The sequence below is a fragment of the Pseudomonas sp. PONIH3 genome (genome assembly GCF_002934345.1).
Classification (GTDB): Bacteria; Pseudomonadota; Gammaproteobacteria; order Pseudomonadales; family Pseudomonadaceae; genus Aquipseudomonas; species Aquipseudomonas soli.
On the sequence record NZ_CP026386.1, the window covers coordinates 2187832 to 2205302 of the forward strand.

24 protein-coding genes are annotated in these 17471 nt (G+C 64.4%); all 24 read right to left on the minus strand.

Annotation, left to right across the window (positions count from 1 at the left end):
• Window positions 1-42 precede the first annotated feature (42 nt).
• The 24 genes from recX to C3F42_RS10110 all read right to left on the minus strand — a co-directional run bounded on the left by recX (window position 43) and on the right by C3F42_RS10110 (window position 17384).
• Window positions 43-513 carry a recombination regulator RecX gene (recX, locus tag C3F42_RS09995; RefSeq protein WP_104444366.1) on the minus strand — a complete coding sequence of 157 codons (471 nt, stop codon included), beginning with the start codon at window positions 511-513 and terminating at the stop codon, window positions 43-45.
• 9 nt (window positions 514-522) lie between these two features.
• On the minus strand, window positions 523-1599 hold the full coding sequence (gene recA / locus C3F42_RS10000; RefSeq protein ID WP_028690616.1) for a recombinase RecA: 1077 nt from the start codon (window positions 1597-1599) through the stop codon (window positions 523-525).
• A 104-nt stretch (window positions 1600-1703) separates the two neighbouring features.
• The gene (locus C3F42_RS10005) at window positions 1704-2186 is read right to left on the minus strand and encodes a CinA family protein (RefSeq protein WP_038705579.1); all 483 of its coding nucleotides are present in this window, start codon (window positions 2184-2186) and stop codon (window positions 1704-1706) included.
• 59 nt (window positions 2187-2245) lie between these two features.
• Window positions 2246-2707: a lysis system i-spanin subunit Rz gene (locus tag C3F42_RS10010; RefSeq protein WP_052062245.1), complete on the minus strand. Its 462-nt coding sequence runs from the start codon at window positions 2705-2707 to the stop codon at window positions 2246-2248.
• Between the two features lie 32 nt (window positions 2708-2739).
• A complete protein-coding gene (locus C3F42_RS10015; protein ID WP_094010102.1) occupies window positions 2740-3291 on the minus strand; it encodes a glycoside hydrolase family 19 protein in 552 nt (183 codons plus the stop codon).
• The gene (locus tag C3F42_RS10020) at window positions 3278-3487 is read right to left on the minus strand and encodes a Com family DNA-binding transcriptional regulator (RefSeq protein WP_023632757.1); all 210 of its coding nucleotides are present in this window, start codon (window positions 3485-3487) and stop codon (window positions 3278-3280) included. The genes C3F42_RS10015 and C3F42_RS10020 overlap by 14 nt, the downstream gene beginning before the upstream one ends.
• A 93-nt stretch (window positions 3488-3580) precedes the next feature.
• Window positions 3581-4615, minus strand: coding sequence for a phage late control D family protein (locus C3F42_RS10025; RefSeq protein ID WP_094010103.1), 1035 nt, complete (start codon window positions 4613-4615; stop codon window positions 3581-3583).
• Window positions 4616-4631: 16 nt separating this feature from the next.
• Window positions 4632-4838, minus strand: a complete 207-nt coding sequence (locus C3F42_RS10030) for a tail protein X (protein ID WP_023628890.1) — start codon at window positions 4836-4838, stop codon at window positions 4632-4634.
• Window positions 4813-5658, minus strand: coding sequence for a phage tail protein (locus tag C3F42_RS10035; protein WP_094010104.1), 846 nt, complete (start codon window positions 5656-5658; stop codon window positions 4813-4815). The genes C3F42_RS10030 and C3F42_RS10035 overlap by 26 nt, the downstream gene beginning before the upstream one ends.
• A gap of 11 nt (window positions 5659-5669) precedes the next feature.
• Entirely contained in the window at window positions 5670-7424 is a 1755-nt protein-coding gene (locus C3F42_RS10040) for a hypothetical protein (RefSeq protein ID WP_143067512.1), read from the minus strand.
• A gap of 336 nt (window positions 7425-7760) precedes the next feature.
• Entirely contained in the window at window positions 7761-8063 is a 303-nt protein-coding gene (locus C3F42_RS10045) for a phage tail assembly protein (RefSeq protein ID WP_094010106.1), read from the minus strand.
• Between the two features lie 12 nt (window positions 8064-8075).
• Window positions 8076-8585, minus strand: a complete 510-nt coding sequence (locus C3F42_RS10050) for a phage major tail tube protein (RefSeq protein WP_023628885.1) — start codon at window positions 8583-8585, stop codon at window positions 8076-8078.
• Window positions 8586-8598: 13 nt separating this feature from the next.
• A complete protein-coding gene (locus C3F42_RS10055; protein WP_094010107.1) occupies window positions 8599-9765 on the minus strand; it encodes a phage tail sheath family protein in 1167 nt (388 codons plus the stop codon).
• Window positions 9766-9867: 102 nt separating this feature from the next.
• Complete coding sequence (locus tag C3F42_RS10060) at window positions 9868-10575, minus strand: tail fiber assembly protein (RefSeq protein ID WP_094010108.1); 708 nt, start codon at window positions 10573-10575, stop codon at window positions 9868-9870.
• A gap of 8 nt (window positions 10576-10583) precedes the next feature.
• Window positions 10584-12218 (minus strand): phage tail protein, encoded by a 1635-nt coding sequence (locus C3F42_RS10065; RefSeq protein ID WP_094010109.1) that lies wholly within the window; start codon window positions 12216-12218, stop codon window positions 10584-10586.
• Complete coding sequence (locus C3F42_RS10070) at window positions 12211-12819, minus strand: phage tail protein I (RefSeq protein WP_094010110.1); 609 nt, start codon at window positions 12817-12819, stop codon at window positions 12211-12213. Before C3F42_RS10070 ends, C3F42_RS10065 begins: the two co-directional genes overlap by 8 nt.
• Before the next feature lies 1 nt (window position 12820).
• On the minus strand, window positions 12821-13702 hold the full coding sequence (locus tag C3F42_RS10075) for a baseplate J/gp47 family protein (protein WP_094010111.1): 882 nt from the start codon (window positions 13700-13702) through the stop codon (window positions 12821-12823).
• The gene (locus C3F42_RS10080) at window positions 13699-14025 is read right to left on the minus strand and encodes a GPW/gp25 family protein (protein ID WP_094010112.1); all 327 of its coding nucleotides are present in this window, start codon (window positions 14023-14025) and stop codon (window positions 13699-13701) included. Before C3F42_RS10080 ends, C3F42_RS10075 begins: the two co-directional genes overlap by 4 nt.
• A gap of 176 nt (window positions 14026-14201) precedes the next feature.
• On the minus strand, window positions 14202-14846 hold the full coding sequence (locus C3F42_RS10085) for a hypothetical protein (RefSeq protein ID WP_094010113.1): 645 nt from the start codon (window positions 14844-14846) through the stop codon (window positions 14202-14204).
• Window positions 14847-14865: 19 nt separating this feature from the next.
• Window positions 14866-15426, minus strand: coding sequence for a phage baseplate assembly protein V (locus C3F42_RS10090; protein ID WP_038705573.1), 561 nt, complete (start codon window positions 15424-15426; stop codon window positions 14866-14868).
• Window positions 15423-15920 carry a hypothetical protein gene (locus C3F42_RS10095; RefSeq protein WP_094010114.1) on the minus strand — a complete coding sequence of 166 codons (498 nt, stop codon included), beginning with the start codon at window positions 15918-15920 and terminating at the stop codon, window positions 15423-15425. Before C3F42_RS10095 ends, C3F42_RS10090 begins: the two co-directional genes overlap by 4 nt.
• A 62-nt stretch (window positions 15921-15982) precedes the next feature.
• On the minus strand, window positions 15983-16813 hold the full coding sequence (locus C3F42_RS10100; protein WP_052062174.1) for a putidacin L1 family lectin-like bacteriocin: 831 nt from the start codon (window positions 16811-16813) through the stop codon (window positions 15983-15985).
• A 10-nt stretch (window positions 16814-16823) separates the two neighbouring features.
• Window positions 16824-17012: a Com family DNA-binding transcriptional regulator gene (locus C3F42_RS10105; protein WP_023631957.1), complete on the minus strand. Its 189-nt coding sequence runs from the start codon at window positions 17010-17012 to the stop codon at window positions 16824-16826.
• Window positions 17013-17036: 24 nt separating this feature from the next.
• Complete coding sequence (locus C3F42_RS10110; protein ID WP_038705571.1) at window positions 17037-17384, minus strand: phage holin family protein; 348 nt, start codon at window positions 17382-17384, stop codon at window positions 17037-17039.
• Window positions 17385-17471 lie beyond the last annotated feature (87 nt).

Sequence of the window (17471 nt, forward strand, 5' to 3'; positions counted from 1 at the left end):
CGGTCGGGGTCAGCCATGTGGGCCATCAATGCTGGTCACGCTTCAATAATCGTCAAGATCGCGCCCGCTAAGCAGCCGGCCGATCATTTCCATGGAAAACCCACGGTAGGCAAGAAAGCGCGTTTGCTGTGCGCGGCTGCGTGGTTCATGGGGAAGTTGCCCCGAGAACTTGCGCTGCCACACCTCTTTCAACCGCAACGCCCAGTCCACTTCGCTGTCACGCAGTGCCTGGTCGATATCGCCACGGTCCAGACCTCGCTGACCAAGCTCCTCACGGATACGCCCAGGGCCATAGCCTGAGCCGGAACGATAGCGTATGAAGCTTTCAAGGTAGCGGGCCTCGCTGAGGAGCCCCTCCTCGGCAAGCCGATCGAGCGCAGGCTCGATCAACTCATCGGTAGCACCGCGTTGACGCAACTTGCGGGTCAGCTCCACGCGACCATGCTCGCGGCGTGCGAGCAGGTTCATGGCTGTCCGCCGAACGGCGACGGGGGTGTCGAGTACGACAGACATGGAGGCAGATCAATAACCGGCGTCGGCGTCAGCCAGATCATCGGCATCGGCTTCGGCAGCACCGGCCTTGGCGGCCGCTGCTGCAGCGGCGGCGGCACCGGCGGTCAGCAGCTTGTCGCGAATCTGCTTCTCGATCTCGCTACCAATGGCCGGGTTCTCTTGCAGGTACTTGGCGGCGTTGGCCTTGCCCTGACCGATCTTGTTTCCCTGGTAGCTGTACCAGGCACCGGATTTTTCAACCAAGCCCTGGGAAACACCCAGGTCGATGATTTCGCCGTTGCGGTAAATACCCTTGCCGTAGAGAATCTGGAACTCGGCCTGGCGGAACGGCGGCGAGACCTTGTTCTTGACGATCTTGACGCGGGTTTCGCTACCAACCACCTCATCACCTTCCTTGACCGCGCCGGTACGGCGAATGTCCAGGCGCACGGAGGCGTAGAACTTCAGGGCGTTACCGCCGGTGGTGGTTTCCGGGCTACCGAACATCACGCCGATCTTCATACGGATCTGGTTGATGAAGATGACCAGGCAGTTGGCGTTCTTGATGTTACCGGTGATCTTGCGCAGCGCCTGGGACATCAGGCGGGCCTGCAGGCCGACGTGCATGTCGCCCATCTCGCCTTCGATCTCGGCCTTGGGCACCAGCGCGGCCACGGAGTCGACGATGATCACGTCGACGGCGTTGGAGCGCACCAGCATGTCGGTGATTTCCAGGGCCTGCTCGCCGGTGTCCGGCTGCGAGACCAACAGGTCGTCGACGTTGACACCCAGCTTGCCGGCGTACTCAGGATCCAGGGCGTGCTCGGCGTCGACGAAGGCGCAGGTGGCGCCGTTCTTCTGGGCTTCGGCGATGACCGACAGGGTCAGCGTGGTTTTACCCGAAGACTCCGGGCCGTAGATCTCGACGATACGGCCTTTCGGCAGGCCACCAATGCCCAGGGCGATGTCCAGGCCCAGGGAACCGGTGGAGATGGCGGGGATCGCTTGGCGCTCGTGGTCGCCCATGCGCATGACCGCGCCTTTGCCGAATTGGCGTTCGATCTGACCCAGGGCCGCAGCCAAGGCGCGCTTCTTGTTGTCGTCCATTGAAATCCTCACGTGTTCGACGTGGCCCTGACGGCCGGAATAACTGTATAAGTAGCCAGTATTATTCCACAGGGATTCGTTTCCGCAAACCCCCGTCGGGCGAATTACTCCGCGCCAAGCTGTAACAAGCCGTCTAACGCGGCGATCACCGTCTGTCGCCGCACCGCTTCGCGGTCACCGTCGAAGTGGCGCCGCTCGCTGCTCACGTGGTCGCCGTCGGCCCAGGCCAGCCACACCGTGCCCACCGGCTTGGCCGCTGAACCGCCGTCGGGGCCGGCCACGCCGCTGACCGCGACCGCAAAGCGCGCGCCGCTGGCAGCCCGGGCGCCGCGTACCATGGCCTCGACCACCTCCTGGCTGACCGCGCCCACCTCGGCGAACAACGCTTCGGGTACATCTAGCTGGCGGGTTTTCTGGGCATTCGAGTAGGTGACGTAGCCGGCCTCGAACCAGGCCGAACTGCCGGGGATACGGGTGATGGCCTCGGCGATGCCGCCACCGGTGCAGGACTCGGCGGTGGTCACCTGGGCATTGAAGCGCCGCAGGTGTTCACCCAGGCGGGTGGAGAGAACAGTGATCGGGTCCATGGTGGGCTCCTGGCAAGACTGCGCCCTACCCTACCACTCCCGCCCCTTCTGGCAAGCGCTCAGGGGGCCAGTGCACGGATATACGCCTGACACGCCCGCAAGGCGATCAGTCCACGGTCGCCCTCGTCGGTGATGGCGACAATTCGTCGAGCATGCGCCGGGTCAAGTCGGGCGCGTACGGGGCCATGATCCACGCCGCCGGCGCCGGTGGCGGCAGGCACTGGGGCACAGGTGGTGTCGCGCTCGACCAGGACCGACAGGCGCAGATCGGCAGTAGCAAGGCGGTCACGCAGGCGAGCCTGAGCGTGCTGGGCATCGGTCAACTCCTGGAAATGTTTCGCTTCATTGTCGTGCAGGCGTTGTTCGAGGCCCTGGCGCTGCTCGCGCTCGGCCAGCAGCATGCCGTGCAGCGCCTCGGCCTGGTCCAGGCGCTGCTGCACCAGAGCTTGTTCCTGTGTGGCCAGCTGGCGACCAAGGCGCCAGCCCTGCGCCTGCCAGGCCACGGCAGCAGACAACACCATCAGCCCGATGCACACCGCCAGTTGCAGGCGGCTCAGCACAACACCTCCCGCGCCCGCGCCCACAGTTCGAGGCGTTCGGACAAACCGTTCAGGCCGCCATTGATATGCCGGGTGATGCGGTTGAACTCACCCTGGTCGGCCAGGGCGTTGAGCCCACGCGAGTGCCAGAACCAGGCCGCCGATTCGCAGGCCCAGCGCGGCTGCTCGAGCATCTGCGGTTGCGCCAGTAGGCGCTCGTCACCGAACAACGCACGGCTACAGGCCTGGTAGTTGTTACGCCCGGTCACCTGGATCAGGCCACGGCCACAGTAGCGCTGGCCATCGCCGTCAGCTTCGGGCGTATTGCCCAGGCGCAGGGCCAGGATGCCGGTGTCGTAGCGGGCCAGGTACTTGTCGTTGCCCAGCTCTTTCACATAGCGCAATTGGCCGGACTCATGGCCGACCTGGGCCAGGAACGCGGCAATGCGCTTAGGGTGGTCGATCTCCCAGTTGGCCATGGCCGTGTTCAGCGCCGGCAAGAAAGTGGCGACGCGCGCGCCGGCAAGTGGGTAGATCTGCTTGAGTTGCTGTTCAGTGAGCGGCATCGGCGCATTCTCCATTGCGATCGGATCGAACGGCAGCCAATGCCGCCAGTGGCTCGCTCATGGGCGATGGCTCGAAGCGCGCGGCTTTCACATGATTCAAGGTACGGCAGCGGCCGCACTTGATCTGGAGCTCGGAAACCGGGGTGATGCGGGCCAGCAGCTTGCGGCACTGGCCACAGCGAAGGTCGATGAACATATGACGGTGATCCTGAAGCGCGATTGAGTAGCAAGAAGCGACTATAGGAAGCGCGTTTGCCCGCAGGCACCGGGAAACCGTCTCCACCACGCCTCAGGCATTGAGCGTCCCCACCCGCCTGGGCGCGGAGCCCTTGGCCCTGGCCTTGCCCTGGCGCCCACCATTGCATTGCACGGTGGTGCGCCAGCCACTGCTGGTGAACACCTGCTCGACCGACTCGATCAGGTAAAGGCCATCGAGCCCGGCGAGGAAGCCTTGGACATCGATGGCGCGCTCGGCGAACAGGTCGGTGCGCCCAGGCATGTCGAGGCGCACGCTGGCAGTGTCGCGGTTGAAGCTGGCCAGGCGGGCACGGGCGGCCTGTTCCGCCGCCGCCCGGTTGGGGTACAGGTGACGGTCGGTGTAGACCGGCTGCAGGCCGTCGGGGGCATCGCCATTGACCAGCTCCACCGCCTGCAGGCGCCCGCTGGCGCTGTCCTGGTGGCGGGTCCTGACGGCCTTGTGGGTGCTCTTGTCGGCCAGGCGGAACTGCCACTGGCTGACCTGGTTGCGTGTAATGCCCACCACGTCCAGCGGCTTGCCGCTGGCGCTATGTCCACCCTGGCGCGGCAGCACCAGCAGCTGCCCATTGGCGAGCTTGGCGGTGCAGTCGTGCAGGCGCGCCAGGCGGGTGACAAAGTTGAAGTCCGACTCGCTGTACTGGTCGATCCGCGGCACCTGCACGGCCACCGGGCACACCGCCTGCCAACCGTTGCGGGCACCGATCTCGGCGACGATGCCCTGCAGCGTCGTATTCTCCCAACTGCCGCTGCGGATGGTCTTGCCGCTGCCACGCAGGTCGCTGGCCTTGCCGCGGATCACCAGGGTGTCTGGCGGGCCCGACAGCTCGACCTCATCGACGGTGTAGCGACCCAGGCGGCTCAAAGGCTGGCCGGCGTAGCCCAGGTGCACCTCCAGCAGCGCGCCCCTGGCCGGCAGCGCCACGTTGCCGTCACGGGCATCGATGCGCAGTTCGAATTCGTCCGACTCGAGGCCAGGTTTATCAGTGGTGCGCAGCAGCAGCAGACGGTCGTTGATCAGGTTGGTGATGTCATTGCCGTCGGCGGTGATACGGAATTGGGGTTGCACGATTGAGGCTCCGATGTCAGTCCCACAGTTGCAAGGTTTCGCTCGTCGTCATCGGCAGTTCCGGCAACAGGATCCTCACCCCGGCGCGAAACGGCTGCGCCTCGTCCGCCAGCCCCTGGTTGGCATCCAGCACGGCCTCGACCGTGCCGGAAAGATGGCCGTAATAGTGCTGGCAGAGAGTATCGAGCAGGTCGCCCTCAGACGTTGTGCAGGTCTTGGCCATAGCTCACGAACTCCAGTGAAAATCCTTGTTTGCGCGGAATGCCGCCAGCCAGCAGGACACTCTGCTCTTCCTCGATGCTGGTCAGGCACCAGGTACCGAGCACCTCGCCGTAGCCAGTGGTCAACGACAGTGGCAGCAACTGGCGGCCAATGCTGCGCAGTGTCTGCAACTGGCCAAGGCCACCCTTGAAACCGGGGAAGATCGCCCCTCGAATGCTGATGGTCTCTTCACCCAGGCTCACCGCCTGCTGCGCGGTGTCGCGGCTCAGCCGCTCCTGGCCGGCCCAACGGAAACGAGTCTGCCGGCGCAACTGGTCGAAGGCGGCGGTGTCGAGGTTGAAGTAGTAAGGCGCCGCGCCCGCCTTGAGCGGTTGCAGCACCAGCAGGTGCGGGAACGGCTTTATAGCTTCGGCAGCCGGCGTCGCCTCAGGCGCGAAGCCCAGTGTCGACAGCATGCCGTTGACGGCCGAGGGTAACTCCTTTACCAACCGCTTTATGGCGGTGCCGGCCTTGGCGATATGCCCGGCGAAGGTATCGATGCGATCACGTACCTGGCGTACCACGGCCAGCGTCTGCTCATACCTGGCCGCTACCTTGGCAACCCGAGACTGGGCATTCGTGATCGCGCGCATCGTGCGCTGGAGTTTGGCGGCGATGAACGGGCCAACCACTGGCAGCCCCTCCAGCACGACGACCGCGCCCTGTACATGGCCGATCGCGTCGTTCATCGGATCAAGCATGGCGCCGGCATGCCGACGCCCTGCTTCTCCTGCCTTGACCAGGGCGTGCAGCGTGGCTTGCAGCTGCTCCATATAGGTCATGGATCCTCCTGTCAGAATGGATTGGGATGATCGGCCAGCTGTGCGTTGTAGGCCTGCCTTTGCAGGTCCTGCATGACACGTCGGACCGCCTCTTCGAGTTGCTGGGTGAGCTGGTTGGGTGCGTCCACGCTGCCCTGCACGGTGATAGGCATGTTCGCGGTGAACGTGAGCTGCTGGCTGACGGGCTGCGTGGCCAAGCCTTGGCTATGCACCGGGCGCGGCCCTGCATCGGGCAGCGCCAGCGGCCCAGCAGGTACGCTGGTTTCCTGAGGTTTGAACTCGGCGGCGCGCTCGGAGAAATACTTGCCCACAGGTGCACCAATCAGCACTCCAGGCCCTATCGCCAGCGGCACCTCGACACCACCAGCGGGGCGCGCATCGACTGCCGCCCGAGGCTTGGAATGCGCCACCTGCGATGGCGCCAGTAATTGTCTGGCAATCCGTGTGCCGACCTGCCCATCGAGCACCTCGCCCTTCGGAGCGAGGGTGATCTGCCGCGGATCGCCCAGGGAAATTGCTTGCCGGGGACTCTTGCGAAGTTCGTCAGAGGCGCTAAAGAATGTCTTTCCAGCCCATCCCCCGATCACACCACCGATCTTGTCGCCAACCATGTTGCCGATCAGCATCGCAACTGGCGGACCGACAACGCCACTGAGAAGCATCCCCCCCAGCACCGTACCCACCGCTCCGCCAATCGCACCACCATAACCCGCCCCCTTCTCCTCGGGCGTCTTGGCCGTGGCATAGGTGTATGCCCCCTTTACCCCGGCCTCCAGCCAAGGCAGCTTGCCAGCCGCCTTGAAAGCTCCCGTCAGCCTGGCCCAACGCCCAGGTGGTGGATTGATACCGGAAGGTGACGGTCCGGCATCCGCCCCTAGCGGATAAGGTTCGTCCAGACCAACCCCACGTCCGGGACGGCGTAAACGGCCACGATGCTTGTAGGCTGCAGCCCCCACGCCTATCCCCAGGGCGCTGGCCAAGGTGCCCCACGATGTACTCGACGCCGATGGCGGCGCAGCGTCTGCTGACGGCGTCGACTGCCCGTTGCCTACGCCCGCCACGGAAGCACTGTGCGCTGCGCTGTCGGGCCTGGCCATCAGCTCCTTGCCCACCACACCGCCAACCTTGTCGCCGGCAAAGCCGAGCATCATCGAGGCCGTAGGGGCGCCCAGCTTGAGGCCCGCGCCCAATATGGCCCCTGACACGGCCCCCAGGAAACCACCGGCGGCGGCACCCTCCCCCTCCCCCCTCTGCTCCGGAGTGGAAGCCGTGGTCGCCGTAAACACCAACTTCGTCAACGCATCCAGCCCAGCCATGCCGGTAGCCGACTTCCCGGCCTGTAGCGCCTGCGCCCAACGCCCTGGTCCATCACTCCGCGGCAGCGGGGCCGGCATCGCGTCCGCGCCAAGCGGGTAATCCTCGCTGCCTGGCGCACCATCGGTACTGCCAATGACCAAGGCTGGCAGGTACAGGGTACCCGGACGGACAGATGCGCTGCCCTGGGCGGCGCCAGGTTGTCCATTGCTGTCAGTCGAGCCGACCAGCCCATTTCGAGCCTTGCCAATCGCCGCCTGAGCCTGTGCGACTCCCTTCGCCGCCAGGTAACCACCGCCCGCGATCAGGAGCGACGAGGCGACATCGCGCGCCGCCTGGCCGACCAGGGGCAGTAACTCAGGCCCCGGCTGGGTCGACCGGGCGCCCTGGGAGCGCTCCAGAAGTGCCTTGTGCTGCTGAAGCAGCCCGACCTGCTGTTGCTGTACTTTCAAGGACTCGGCCTGCGTATCCTCGCCCTGTAGCGCCATCGCCCCTTGCGGGGGCGGGGCAGTGCTTCCCCCGCCGCCGACTTCGGCAAGCCGCTGAGTCCTTCCCAGCTCTCTCATGGGTACCGTGCGGCCAGGTAGCCCTTCCAACGACCCCGCATGTTCCGGGACGTTTACACCGACTGCGCCAAGCGCTGTCGTTGATCTGTTCGCCATCCGTGTCTCCCCTTTCAATCCGCCAGCCACCAGACCATGTCGCTGAACGACATGGTCATGATCTCACTGGCAGAAAAGTTCAGCTCCTTGGCCAGCCGCCTGGCGGCGGCCTTCTGCCGCGCAGGGTCAAACCTCGTCGTCCTGCACCAGGCGAAAGTAGCCCGTCTGCAGGCGGCTGTAATCCTTCAGGGCCAGGCCCTCGAGGTCCTTGACGCCAACCTCGGCGAGTGAAGCGAACAAGTTCAGTTCGCGCTGCTCGTCGTCAGCCACGCCACCAGCCTGTGCGTTGCGGATGTCTCGCACGGTCGGCGCGCGTAGAGACAGGCTATCGACCTGCACGCCATTGGTTTCGCTGGGGCGCGACAGGCGCACGGTCACGCGCTCGGCGTTGACGGTCAGCCATTGCGGCAGTTTCTTCGCTTGAGCCATCGAGCGTTCTCCTTAAAGACCCAGGGCGGCGCGCTGGGCGGCCAGCTGGTCGACACCGTCGATCACCCGCTTCATGCCCAGGGCGTCGATTTCGTAGACCAGGCGGCCATCGACTTCGAGCTTGTAGTAGGTAACGGCGACGCTGTGCTTGATTTCAGCCTTGTCGCCGGACTTCCAGTCGCCCATGTCAATCTCTTTCAGCGAACCGCGCAGGGTGACGATGACCGGGTTGATCTTGCCCTTGAGGCCCTTGAAGGCACCGCGGAAGGTGCCGTTGAAGGCGGTGCCGTCGGCCAGGCCGAAGAACTTCAGCGACTCGCGGCGCACGCCGGTGGTGGTGAAGGCGGCTTCTTGCTTCTCCATGCCCTGGTCCATCTCGACCGGCATGTCCATGCCGCCGGGGCGGTGCTCTTCCATCTTCAGGGTGAGCTTGGGCAGGGTCAGGCTGGGCACGTCGCCCTGGAAGCTGACGCCATCGACGAACAGGTTCAGGTTGGCCAGTGTTTCGGGAATCATTGCCATGTAGGTGCGCTCCTTAAGCGGCGGAATCGAGGACTTCGGTCAGCCACTGGTTGGTGACTTCGACGCGGAAATTGGGGTTTTCGGCAGGCGGCACATCGGTGAAGCGGATGTTCCAGTACACCTTGCCCTGCTCCAGCTGGCTGGCGGTGTTCAGCTCCGGATCGGCGAAGACCTCGAAGTTGATGATCGCGCCCTGGTTCTTCAGATCGCGCATGAAGGCCTGCAGGCCCTCGGTGACGTCCTTGACGTAGGTGGCGGTGATGGAACGGTCGACCGCCCACTTGTGGCCGTAGAGGATCGCGTCCATGACGATGTCCATGGTGCGCACGCGGGTGACGAAGGCCCATTTCGGGTCGCTCGACAGGGTGCGGTTGCCCCACAGGCGGAAGCCGTCGTCGCGGATGATGGTGGCGATGTTGGCGTTGTTCAGCAGGTTGGCGCGGCAGGTGTCGTCGCCATCGAGGAACTCCACGGCGCGGGTGGTGCCGGTGATGCCGACTAACTCCTTGTTCGACGGCGAGGCCCAGAAGCCGTACTCACGGTCGGTGTAGGCGAACAGGCCGGCGACCCAGGCCGACGCCGGTGCATCGACGGTGGCCTGGGCCTCGTTGTCCCAATAGCGCACGCCGGGGTCGACCATGAAGGCCCGCTTGGCGCCAAACTGCTTGGCGTAGGCAAGCACTTGCTCTTCGGTGGTGTTGGGACCATCCAGGATGGCGATCCCACGCAGTTTGTCGGCCAGGGTCACCAGGGCTGTGGCGATGGTGTCGACCGAGCTGTAGCCCGGTACTATCAGCAAGCGCGGCTGAGCGTTGAATCGGCTCTTGCCATCGAGCAACGCTTGCAGGCCGGTACGCTTGCCGTTGATACCGACGGTACCGATGATCGCCGAGATCTGTTCGGCGGTGTCATCCAGCTTGGCCACGCCACAGGCGACGATAACCGCCTTGGCGCGAGCGAAGACGGCGCGGCAGGCCTTGGTGATGGCGGCATTGCCACCGAACGCAGCCACTGCTTCGCGCTCGCTGGTGATGAGCATCAGATCATTGGCCTTTGCGGTGACGCCCGGGCCTTCGGTGAAGGTATCGATCAGGCCGATGATCGAGGACGAAGGCAACGCGATGTTGCGGGCACCCGTGTCGACATTGGTCACGGTGACGCCGTGGAAGAATCCACTCATGTAGGTTTGCTCCAGGTTCAGGTGTGAAAAGGCCCTGCGCGTGCAGGGCCTGGAAGGGGTGGATCGGTGTAGGAAAACACCCGGCGCTGCGGGCGCTCAGATTTAGGCGACTTCTTCGAAGCCTTGGCTGATCAGCCAGTCGGCAGCCGCCGTCTCGTCAGGGCAGGACGGCCAACTTTCGGCAGTTGGCGCTGTGTCCGAGAGGTCCAACCGGTTCAGTTCGATCCGGTAGCGTTTCCAGGCTGTCAACGCCGTTGCTTCGGCATCTGTTGCCATTTCCAGCGCAACGGCGTCCTGCAAGGTGGAAATGCGCAGCGTGGCATATCGGACCAACAGTGCCTGCTTGTGGGCGCCCGATTGGCGTAGCGCCTTGCCTCTGGCCACGTGGTCGATAACCCAGGCACTGCCGTTCCAGATGTCGAAGTCCGAGGTCGGTGCTTGCAGCGTGAAGTCTTCAGGCAGCTCGCCCAGCCTGGACCAGGCCTGCGCCTCACCGTCGGCGGTGCGATACACCGTTACGCCTCGATGATCGACCACTTGGTCCCAGTGCTTGCCGTCTTGCGTGACGATGGCGGCGAAACCGGCCTTCAACTCAGGCGGTTGTATGGAATAGCTATGGGCCGGTATCAGCCAGATTCCGGGTTCGAGCGGGCTGGGATCGGCCGCGCAGGCTCCGAGAAACTCACCACTGGCAGGGTCGACGTTGCACACCAGGGGGGCAACGACACCGGCCTGTTGCCACCAAGCGGCGGCGACAGCTTGGTAGAACTGCACCGCAGCCACTGCGCCTTGATTGATTTGATCGGTCATGGGCACTCTCAATATTTGATACAGGCCAGATAGGCCCGGTTGAACGGCCTGGATTCGTTGCCGCCGCTGACGCTGGTGACGAAGCTGTGGGCATGGGCCGGCGCCGTGTCGGTGTTGACTGCGTTCACGCCATCGCCCATCTCATCACCGAGCACGGCGTTACCGCCACTGGTGACCATTGCCGCAGCGATACGTTCTCTCACCAGCAGGGACACGTGCGCGTGGGCGCCTGCGGCCGAAGTGGCCCCGGAGTGGGCGTGCTCGAGGTTCTGGCTGGCCTGGTCGGTGAACAACGCCCGACCAGGGTCAACATTGCGGCCGTCCGACCAACCACGGTCGAAATAGCCACGGTCGTCAGGCAGGTTGAACGTCGTCGAGCCATCACCGGCGCCAAACTGGGTACCGATGACCGCGAACAAGCGCGCATAGGTCACGCGCGAAACCGCAGCACCGTTACGCTTCAGCCAACCCGCTGGTGGCACGCTCATCGCGAAGTGGGCGACATGGCCGGCAGTCAGGCCAGCAATGGCATTGACCTGCTCGATGGTGGCCTTCTTCGACAGCTCGTTGACCATCGTGGCAGCAAAGTTCGGATCGTTGCCGATCGCGGCCGCCAGTTCGTTGAGCTGGTCCAGCGCGGCCGGTGCCGAACCAACCAGGGCCGCAACCGCCTGCGCTACGGCATTCGAGGTTTCCGCCCGGGTGAAGACTTCGTTCTTGGTATAGGCGTCGGTGATGCCGTAATCCGCCACGGTGGTCGGATTGCCCGCCGAAACCACACGACCATACTTATCGACCTGCACGCTCCGATACGTACCCTCAGCTACACCAGTGCGGCCAAACGCCATCTCGAACGCCAGGGCCGTCACACCCAATGTGATCGTTGCATCGGTGACCAGCTGCCAACCGCTGTCGCCATTGACCGTGCCCTTCTCCACCAGCACCAGCAAGCCAGGTGTGACCTTGGCATCGGTATTGGCATCGCTGCTGCGAACCCAGGCACTTGCACCGACCTGGTACAAGCCGTTGTCCTTGGCTGCTGCCTGATTTTTCACCAGTACCCGGGCCCCAGCCAGCAGCGCGACCCCATCAATGGTCTGCAACCCATTCAAAGTGATGGGACCGGTGGTGGCAGCCTGCACCGAATACTTGAAGTCCTGCCTGGCCAGCTCCTCAGTGACCCATTCACGGGTAGCGAGGACAACCGCAGGATCGATCTTCAGCTGTACCAGGCTGGCGGTGCTGACGATCAGGTTCAGGCGTACCACCTGGGTACGGCCCGAGCCCTGGCTAAGCAGCGGTTTGTAGGTGGGTGCGCAGTTGGCCACGGCGACCATGTCGCCGTCAGCGTCGTACAACGCGACTTCGCGGATCCAACGCCCTCCTACTTCTGCGGGGATGACCTGCTCGGCGACGATCACCGAACTGTCCTTGTCGTCCACCTTGAGCTGATTCAGCGGTGCGCGACGCCATTCGTTGATCAGGCTGGTCTGGGTGGCATTAGGCGTGGGGTCGAGGCCATTGGCGTCGCCCACCCCCATCTGGGTGATTTTCCACGGAATGCCCAAGGCATCCGCGTTGGCCTGCTTTGCCGCGCCCACTTTGGTGAGGATGGCGTAGAACTGTGAATTCTGGTCAACCATGTGCAATGTCCAAGGTATCGATTGTGTGTTCCCGGCCACCGCGTCCGATCGCACCGCTGACGATGAGGTCAGGGGGCGCCGGTGGGTAGACGTCGAGTTCATCGCCGTCCTGCAACGCGCAGCCCAGGTAGAAGGCGCCACGGCTTTCGAGGCTGATCACCAGGCCGGTCAGGTGGCGGCTGACCGGTCGGGCATCGTCGATCTGCGACGACAGTTCGTTGTATGTTTCTTCGCTGATGCCGGCGTCAGTTACCCCGAGTTTCAAGGCAAATGTTCCTGGCACCCCGGCAGGCTGCGTCTGCCACCACTCCTCGACTTCGATCAGGTAGCCGAACGGCTCGACCACCCGCCTGAGAGCGCCGAGGGTGCCCTTGTGGGCGTGGACGAAGAACGCCGAGCGGATCACCGAGCGTTTGATCGACTCGCTCCAGCGGTCGTCCCAGCGATCCACCGACCAGGCCCAGGCCAGCTGGTACAACAGGTGCGCCGGGCAGGTATCCGGGTTGTAGAGGGTACGCAGGCTGACCTTGAGGTCTTCGTCTGCAGCCGCCTGCAGAGCGTATTCCAGTGGCGTATGGTTGAGCGGCAAGAGCGTATCCATGTCAGCCACCGCGCTTGAGGTCGATGCCGGTGCACCAGGCTGCTTGTGCCTTGGTGGGGCGAATATCGGTCCAGTTCACCAGTTCGACCCGGCTCACGCCCTCGATGTGCAACTGTGCGTCGACACCGGAGCGGGCTACCTCGACGCCCAATCGTCGCCGTGGGTTGACCCACAGCTCCAGGCGCCGTCGGCATTCGTCGAGTATCGTTTCGTACTCCGGGCCACTGTCAGCCATGTGCAGCACCGCCTCGACGCGATAGGGCAAGATCTCTGCACTGCGCACGTTGACCCGATCAGCAACCGGGCGGATATCGTCGTCGTTGAGGTAGTTGGCGACTTGCGCCAGCAGTGGCGGGCCGGCCATACCATTACCGTCCAGACTCAGTACCGTGACGTCTACCACCGCAGGCGACGGGCTTTCGGCGGTGGCGTCGGCGACCCGTCCCGAGGCGTTGCGGGCATGGAGGATGTAACTGTTGCGCGGGCCGGCCGTGGTCAGCCCCTCGTATACCAGTTGCACCCTTTCGCGTAGCGCGTCGTCGGACTCGAGGAGGAGCTCGGTCGGCGGGATCGTGTTCGGGTTCGCGGCCCGGATAACCAGGCGTTGCAGGCTGACATTGGCTGCCAGCTGGTCGAGGTCGCCTTCCTTGGCGTAGGCCAACAGCAAAGCCTTGGCCGCGTCGTTGACCCGCGCCCGATTGAGCAACTTGCGGTAAGCGCCAACCTCCAGCAGCTTGATCACTGGATCGCTTTCTAGTTTGGCGGTCCAGCGATTGCCCATATGGGCGCGAAAGCTGGCAAGGTCCTCCAGATACAGAGCCTCGAAGTCGAGATCTTCGAGCAGTTGAGGAACGGGCAATTTCGACAGGTCGACCTGGCTCATACAGTCACCTCCACCAGGGCGTCATCGCCTAGATAACGGCCGCTCAGGGCCAGGCTGACCTGGCCGTCGAGCACGGCTACGACCTTGACCCGCTCCAGCTTCAGGCGCGGCTCCCAACGCCCCAGGGCGCGGGCCACTTCGGCCTGCACTGCGCTCTTCCAGCCTTCGTTGACCGGCAGGTCGACGTAGCGGCGCAGCTGGCTGCCGTACTCCGGGCGCATGCGCCGGCTGCCCAGCGGCGTGGTGAGGATGTCTTCGATGGATTGACGCAGGTGGGCCACGCCCGACAGGGGCAATCCCGTGCGGCGGTCCATGCCGATCATGACGCACCGTCGGTCACGGGCATGGCCCGTGGAAAGGTAGGCATAGTGTTCTCCTTGATGAGAAGGCCAGTTGCGGCCTTGGGCTGTCCAGAAACCACACGGCCTTCACGCAACAGCTACCGGACCGCAGGATCTGGTGCGCGGGCGGCGCATTGACTGCATGCCCGCCGCGGGAGTCAGTTGGTAACCAGCAAATCCAGACTGGTAGCGTCACACGCATTGCTGACCTTCCTGTCAATCACCAGATAGAGCATCGAGGTGGTGGACACCTCGACGTCGCTTGCCTTGATGACAGCGCTGCCGCCGTTGGCCAGATTGCCCGACTGCAACACGCTGTCCCCGAGATTGAGTGACCATGTGATGCCATCGCCACAAGCGTTGTGCAGGTCGTTCACACGGCCAAGCACGTTGATCTTGCCGGCGATCGGGCTGGCCCAGCGCACGATGCTCTGGCTTTCGGCTCCCGGATGGGTCGCCACCTCACCTTGCTTGAAGACGAAACTGCCACCAGAGCCGGTGAACGTGAAACTCTTCTTGATAACACTCACGTAGGCACCCGTTGCATCGTCCCGCCAGCAGGTGACGTTGGCGCCGCTGCAGGAGTCTGCAACGAAGGTCGGCATCGGGGTGTAGTTGGCCGCGGCATTGACGGCGGTCTTGTTCTGCATGAACGACCAGGGCGAATCGGGTGCTGCATTCTGCGTCGCGATGTACATGTCCCGGGCCAGGTTCCACGACTGGGCAGTTACCGCCCAGGCAGCGGGAGCCATGACGCTACACAGCAGGGTGAGCGCGACTAGAGTGGGTTTGAATTTTTTCATGGTCTGATCAGATCCTTGTTCAGTGCTTGTGATTGGCGGTGTTGCCGGCCGTATCGATGATCCGGCCACCGCCGTTGATGTCACCGCTGACCGTCAGCGGGCCATTGATGGCGACCGTGCCGGTCAGGGTGATCGACGCAGCGTCGAGGGTGATGGCTTTGTCGCTGACCACCACGGTGCTGGCGCCGACCTTGACCGTGGCCTGGCCGCTGGGCAGCTGGATGTCATAGCGCTTGGCCTGCCAGTCGTAGATCAGCGAGCCGCCGTCGTCGAAGCGCCAGACCTCGACATGGTCGCGGTTGTCCGGCGCCGTGCCGGCATTGCCGTATAACCCCGGGACGAAGGTGCCCAGTGCCGGTTCGCCGCTGGCGCTGATCAGCACCCCCTGCTCGTCCAGGCTCGGTACTCGCCAGTGGCGGGCCTTGCCGGCAGCCTGGGCATGCCAGCGCACCCAGGCGCTGGTCCAGCCGCCGCCGTCGGACACCCGCACCCGGGCTGCGGCCAAGTCGACCGCGACCACCCGACAGGGGATCACCAGGCTGGCCAGCATGCGGTCGTGCATGGCACTGGCGTAGCTCATGCCAGATCCTCCGGTGACAGGTATTTGTCCTGGTTGCCGGGCCCGGTGTCCGGGGCAAATCCCAGCATCAGACTGCTCGCCGGCTGGTCGGGCCAAGGCCACTGGACAGTGCCCAACAGGATGGGTTGTTCCCATTGCACCCGCCAGGTGGAGCCCTCGGCTTCGGCGAAGATGTCCCGTGCGCCCTCTACGTAATCGAGCCCCCAGGATTGCTGGCGCAGCACATCGATCATCTGCGCCGCCAGCACACCGGCCTGCGTCCGTGCCTGCGCGGGGGTGCCCTGGGCGGTGACGCGGGCCTCGAAGGTCGCCATCAGCAATGAGCGACCGTCACGCAACGCCTCGTCGCCACGCATGCGCAACACGCCATGCACCAAGGCCGGCAGGGGCGGCTCGGTAATGTCGTCGCCCTCCGTGGCGACCGTGGCGAAGGCCGGCAACGCCGCCCGCAGGATGGTGGTGACGGCCGCGTACAACTGGGCCAGTTCGCTCATGCGCGTGCTCCTTGAACGATCGGTTCGGCGAAGGCCGGGCCCGCAAAGGCCCGGCACGCGACTCAGAAGTGCCAGGTCCAGATGTCGATCGGCTTCTGGTCAGGGTTGATCTTGCGGATATGGCGATAGGTCGGCTGGAAGCCGAAGCGCGCCCACACCGGTTTCTCGTCGAGAATGGCGATGCTGCCGTTGGCCTGCAGGCGCAGCACCGCGCTGGCATGGCCGCCGGTGTGCGAATGCCACAGCACCGCGTTGCCGGCACCGTAAACCACCAGGTTGCCGTCACCCTGGAACACCGCGCGCACCGCGCCCTTGCCTTGGGTACCGGCGTTCCAGGTGGCCGCGCCGTTCGGGCCATAGGCCACGAGATTACCGTCACCCTGGAACACCAACTTGCTGGCGCCCGCGCCGTACACCACGCCCTGTACCAGCTCGGAGCCAGGTGCCAGCAGCAGCGAGTCGATCGCGCCAGGCACCAGCGGGATGGCCGGCGTGCCGTTCCACAGCGCCAGCGAGTCGACCAGCACGATATTGCCGTCGTCTTGCAGCACCAGGTGGGTACGGTTCCACTGGTCTTTGCTGGTGAAGGTGCTGTTGTCAGTCAGCCACACCCGACGTCGCGAGTAGTCGTCGAGGAACGCGCCGTACTGCACGTAGAAGGCCAGCGGGGCTTTCTTGTTGCGCAGGGGAATGGTCGAGCTGAAGGGTTGCTGTTCATTGGCGACCCAGACGGTGGCGCCACCATCTTGGATCACCAAATTGCCATCGCCCTGCAGCAGCAGCTTGAAGCGCTGGTTGGGCGATAGCAGGTACTGGCCTGCCGACAGGGTCTGGTAAGCGGGCAGCACCGAAGTACCGACGCCGTTGAAAGGAATGCGGGTACGACCTGCCATGGTGTTTCTCCTACTGAATCGATTGAAGGGGAGCCGGGCTCTGCGGCCCGTCCTGATCGCTCGTCGGCACGTTGTCGAGGCCCGTGGCCTTCATGTGGTTCAAGGTCGCGCACCGCGAACACTTGATCTGGACCAGCGCCGGTCCGCCGATGCGTGCCAGCAAGCGGTTGCATTTACCGCAGCGAAACTCGTTGAACATCGCCACTCTTCCTTGTTAACGCGTTCATTCTTCATCCTGGCGCACGGTTGCAGGCTGCTCGTCCAACCCCAGCCGCCGAGCGGCCCAGCGCTCGTAAAGGCCGATGGCCACGTCGGCGCCGGCCATGGCGGTAAGGCAGCCGAAGGCGCTGGCACTCCAGATCGACATGCCACTGGCGTAGAGCAGCATGACCGTCGACACCCCGCAGACCATGCAGGCCCCGGAGCGCAGCGCCAGCCGCCTGAGCAGCCCCCAGCCGCGGGCGCCAGCCTTGTCGGCGCGCCACATCTCGCCGGAAAGACCGCCCAGCAATGCCAGGACGATCACCAGCCAGAGCGGCATTTCCAGCAACGTCTGTTGCTCGTTCGTCACTGTCCTGTCTCCTGTGTGATGCCCGCCAGCGGCATGCTGGCGGGGCGTTGTTTATCGTTTGACTCGGCATTCCAGAAAGCCCGCGTC

Excerpts from the sequence above, each read along its gene's own strand:
- C3F42_RS10105 (WP_023631957.1), bottom strand. The coding sequence starts at position 17,012 with ATGTTCAACGAGTTTCGCTGCGGTAAATGCAACCGCTTGCTGGCACGC.
- C3F42_RS10085 (WP_094010113.1), bottom strand. The coding sequence starts at position 14,846 with ATGAAAAAATTCAAACCCACTCTAGTCGCGCTCACCCTGCTGTGTAGC.
- C3F42_RS10045 (WP_094010106.1), bottom strand. The coding sequence starts at position 8,063 with ATGGCTCAAGCGAAGAAACTGCCGCAATGGCTGACCGTCAACGCCGAG.
- C3F42_RS10005 (WP_038705579.1), bottom strand. The coding sequence starts at position 2,186 with ATGGACCCGATCACTGTTCTCTCCACCCGCCTGGGTGAACACCTGCGG.
- C3F42_RS10050 (WP_023628885.1), bottom strand. The coding sequence starts at position 8,585 with ATGGCAATGATTCCCGAAACACTGGCCAACCTGAACCTGTTCGTCGAT.
- C3F42_RS10075 (WP_094010111.1), bottom strand. The coding sequence starts at position 13,702 with ATGAGCCAGGTCGACCTGTCGAAATTGCCCGTTCCTCAACTGCTCGAA.
- C3F42_RS10030 (WP_023628890.1), bottom strand. The coding sequence starts at position 4,838 with ATGGCCAAGACCTGCACAACGTCTGAGGGCGACCTGCTCGATACTCTC.
- C3F42_RS10015 (WP_094010102.1), bottom strand. The coding sequence starts at position 3,291 with ATGCCGCTCACTGAACAGCAACTCAAGCAGATCTACCCACTTGCCGGC.
- recX (WP_104444366.1), bottom strand. The coding sequence starts at position 513 with ATGTCTGTCGTACTCGACACCCCCGTCGCCGTTCGGCGGACAGCCATG.
- C3F42_RS10060 (WP_094010108.1), bottom strand. The coding sequence starts at position 10,575 with ATGACCGATCAAATCAATCAAGGCGCAGTGGCTGCGGTGCAGTTCTAC.
- C3F42_RS10070 (WP_094010110.1), bottom strand. The coding sequence starts at position 12,819 with ATGGATACGCTCTTGCCGCTCAACCATACGCCACTGGAATACGCTCTG.
- C3F42_RS10020 (WP_023632757.1), bottom strand. The coding sequence starts at position 3,487 with ATGTTCATCGACCTTCGCTGTGGCCAGTGCCGCAAGCTGCTGGCCCGC.
- C3F42_RS10090 (WP_038705573.1), bottom strand. The coding sequence starts at position 15,426 with ATGAGCTACGCCAGTGCCATGCACGACCGCATGCTGGCCAGCCTGGTG.
- C3F42_RS10010 (WP_052062245.1), bottom strand. The coding sequence starts at position 2,707 with ATGGTGTTGTCTGCTGCCGTGGCCTGGCAGGCGCAGGGCTGGCGCCTT.
- C3F42_RS10080 (WP_094010112.1), bottom strand. The coding sequence starts at position 14,025 with ATGATCGGCATGGACCGCCGCACGGGATTGCCCCTGTCGGGCGTGGCC.
- C3F42_RS10095 (WP_094010114.1), bottom strand. The coding sequence starts at position 15,920 with ATGAGCGAACTGGCCCAGTTGTACGCGGCCGTCACCACCATCCTGCGG.
- C3F42_RS10100 (WP_052062174.1), bottom strand. The coding sequence starts at position 16,813 with ATGGCAGGTCGTACCCGCATTCCTTTCAACGGCGTCGGTACTTCGGTG.
- recA (WP_028690616.1), bottom strand. The coding sequence starts at position 1,599 with ATGGACGACAACAAGAAGCGCGCCTTGGCTGCGGCCCTGGGTCAGATC.
- C3F42_RS10065 (WP_094010109.1), bottom strand. The coding sequence starts at position 12,218 with ATGGTTGACCAGAATTCACAGTTCTACGCCATCCTCACCAAAGTGGGC.
- C3F42_RS10035 (WP_094010104.1), bottom strand. The coding sequence starts at position 5,658 with ATGACCTATATGGAGCAGCTGCAAGCCACGCTGCACGCCCTGGTCAAG.
- C3F42_RS10055 (WP_094010107.1), bottom strand. The coding sequence starts at position 9,765 with ATGAGTGGATTCTTCCACGGCGTCACCGTGACCAATGTCGACACGGGT.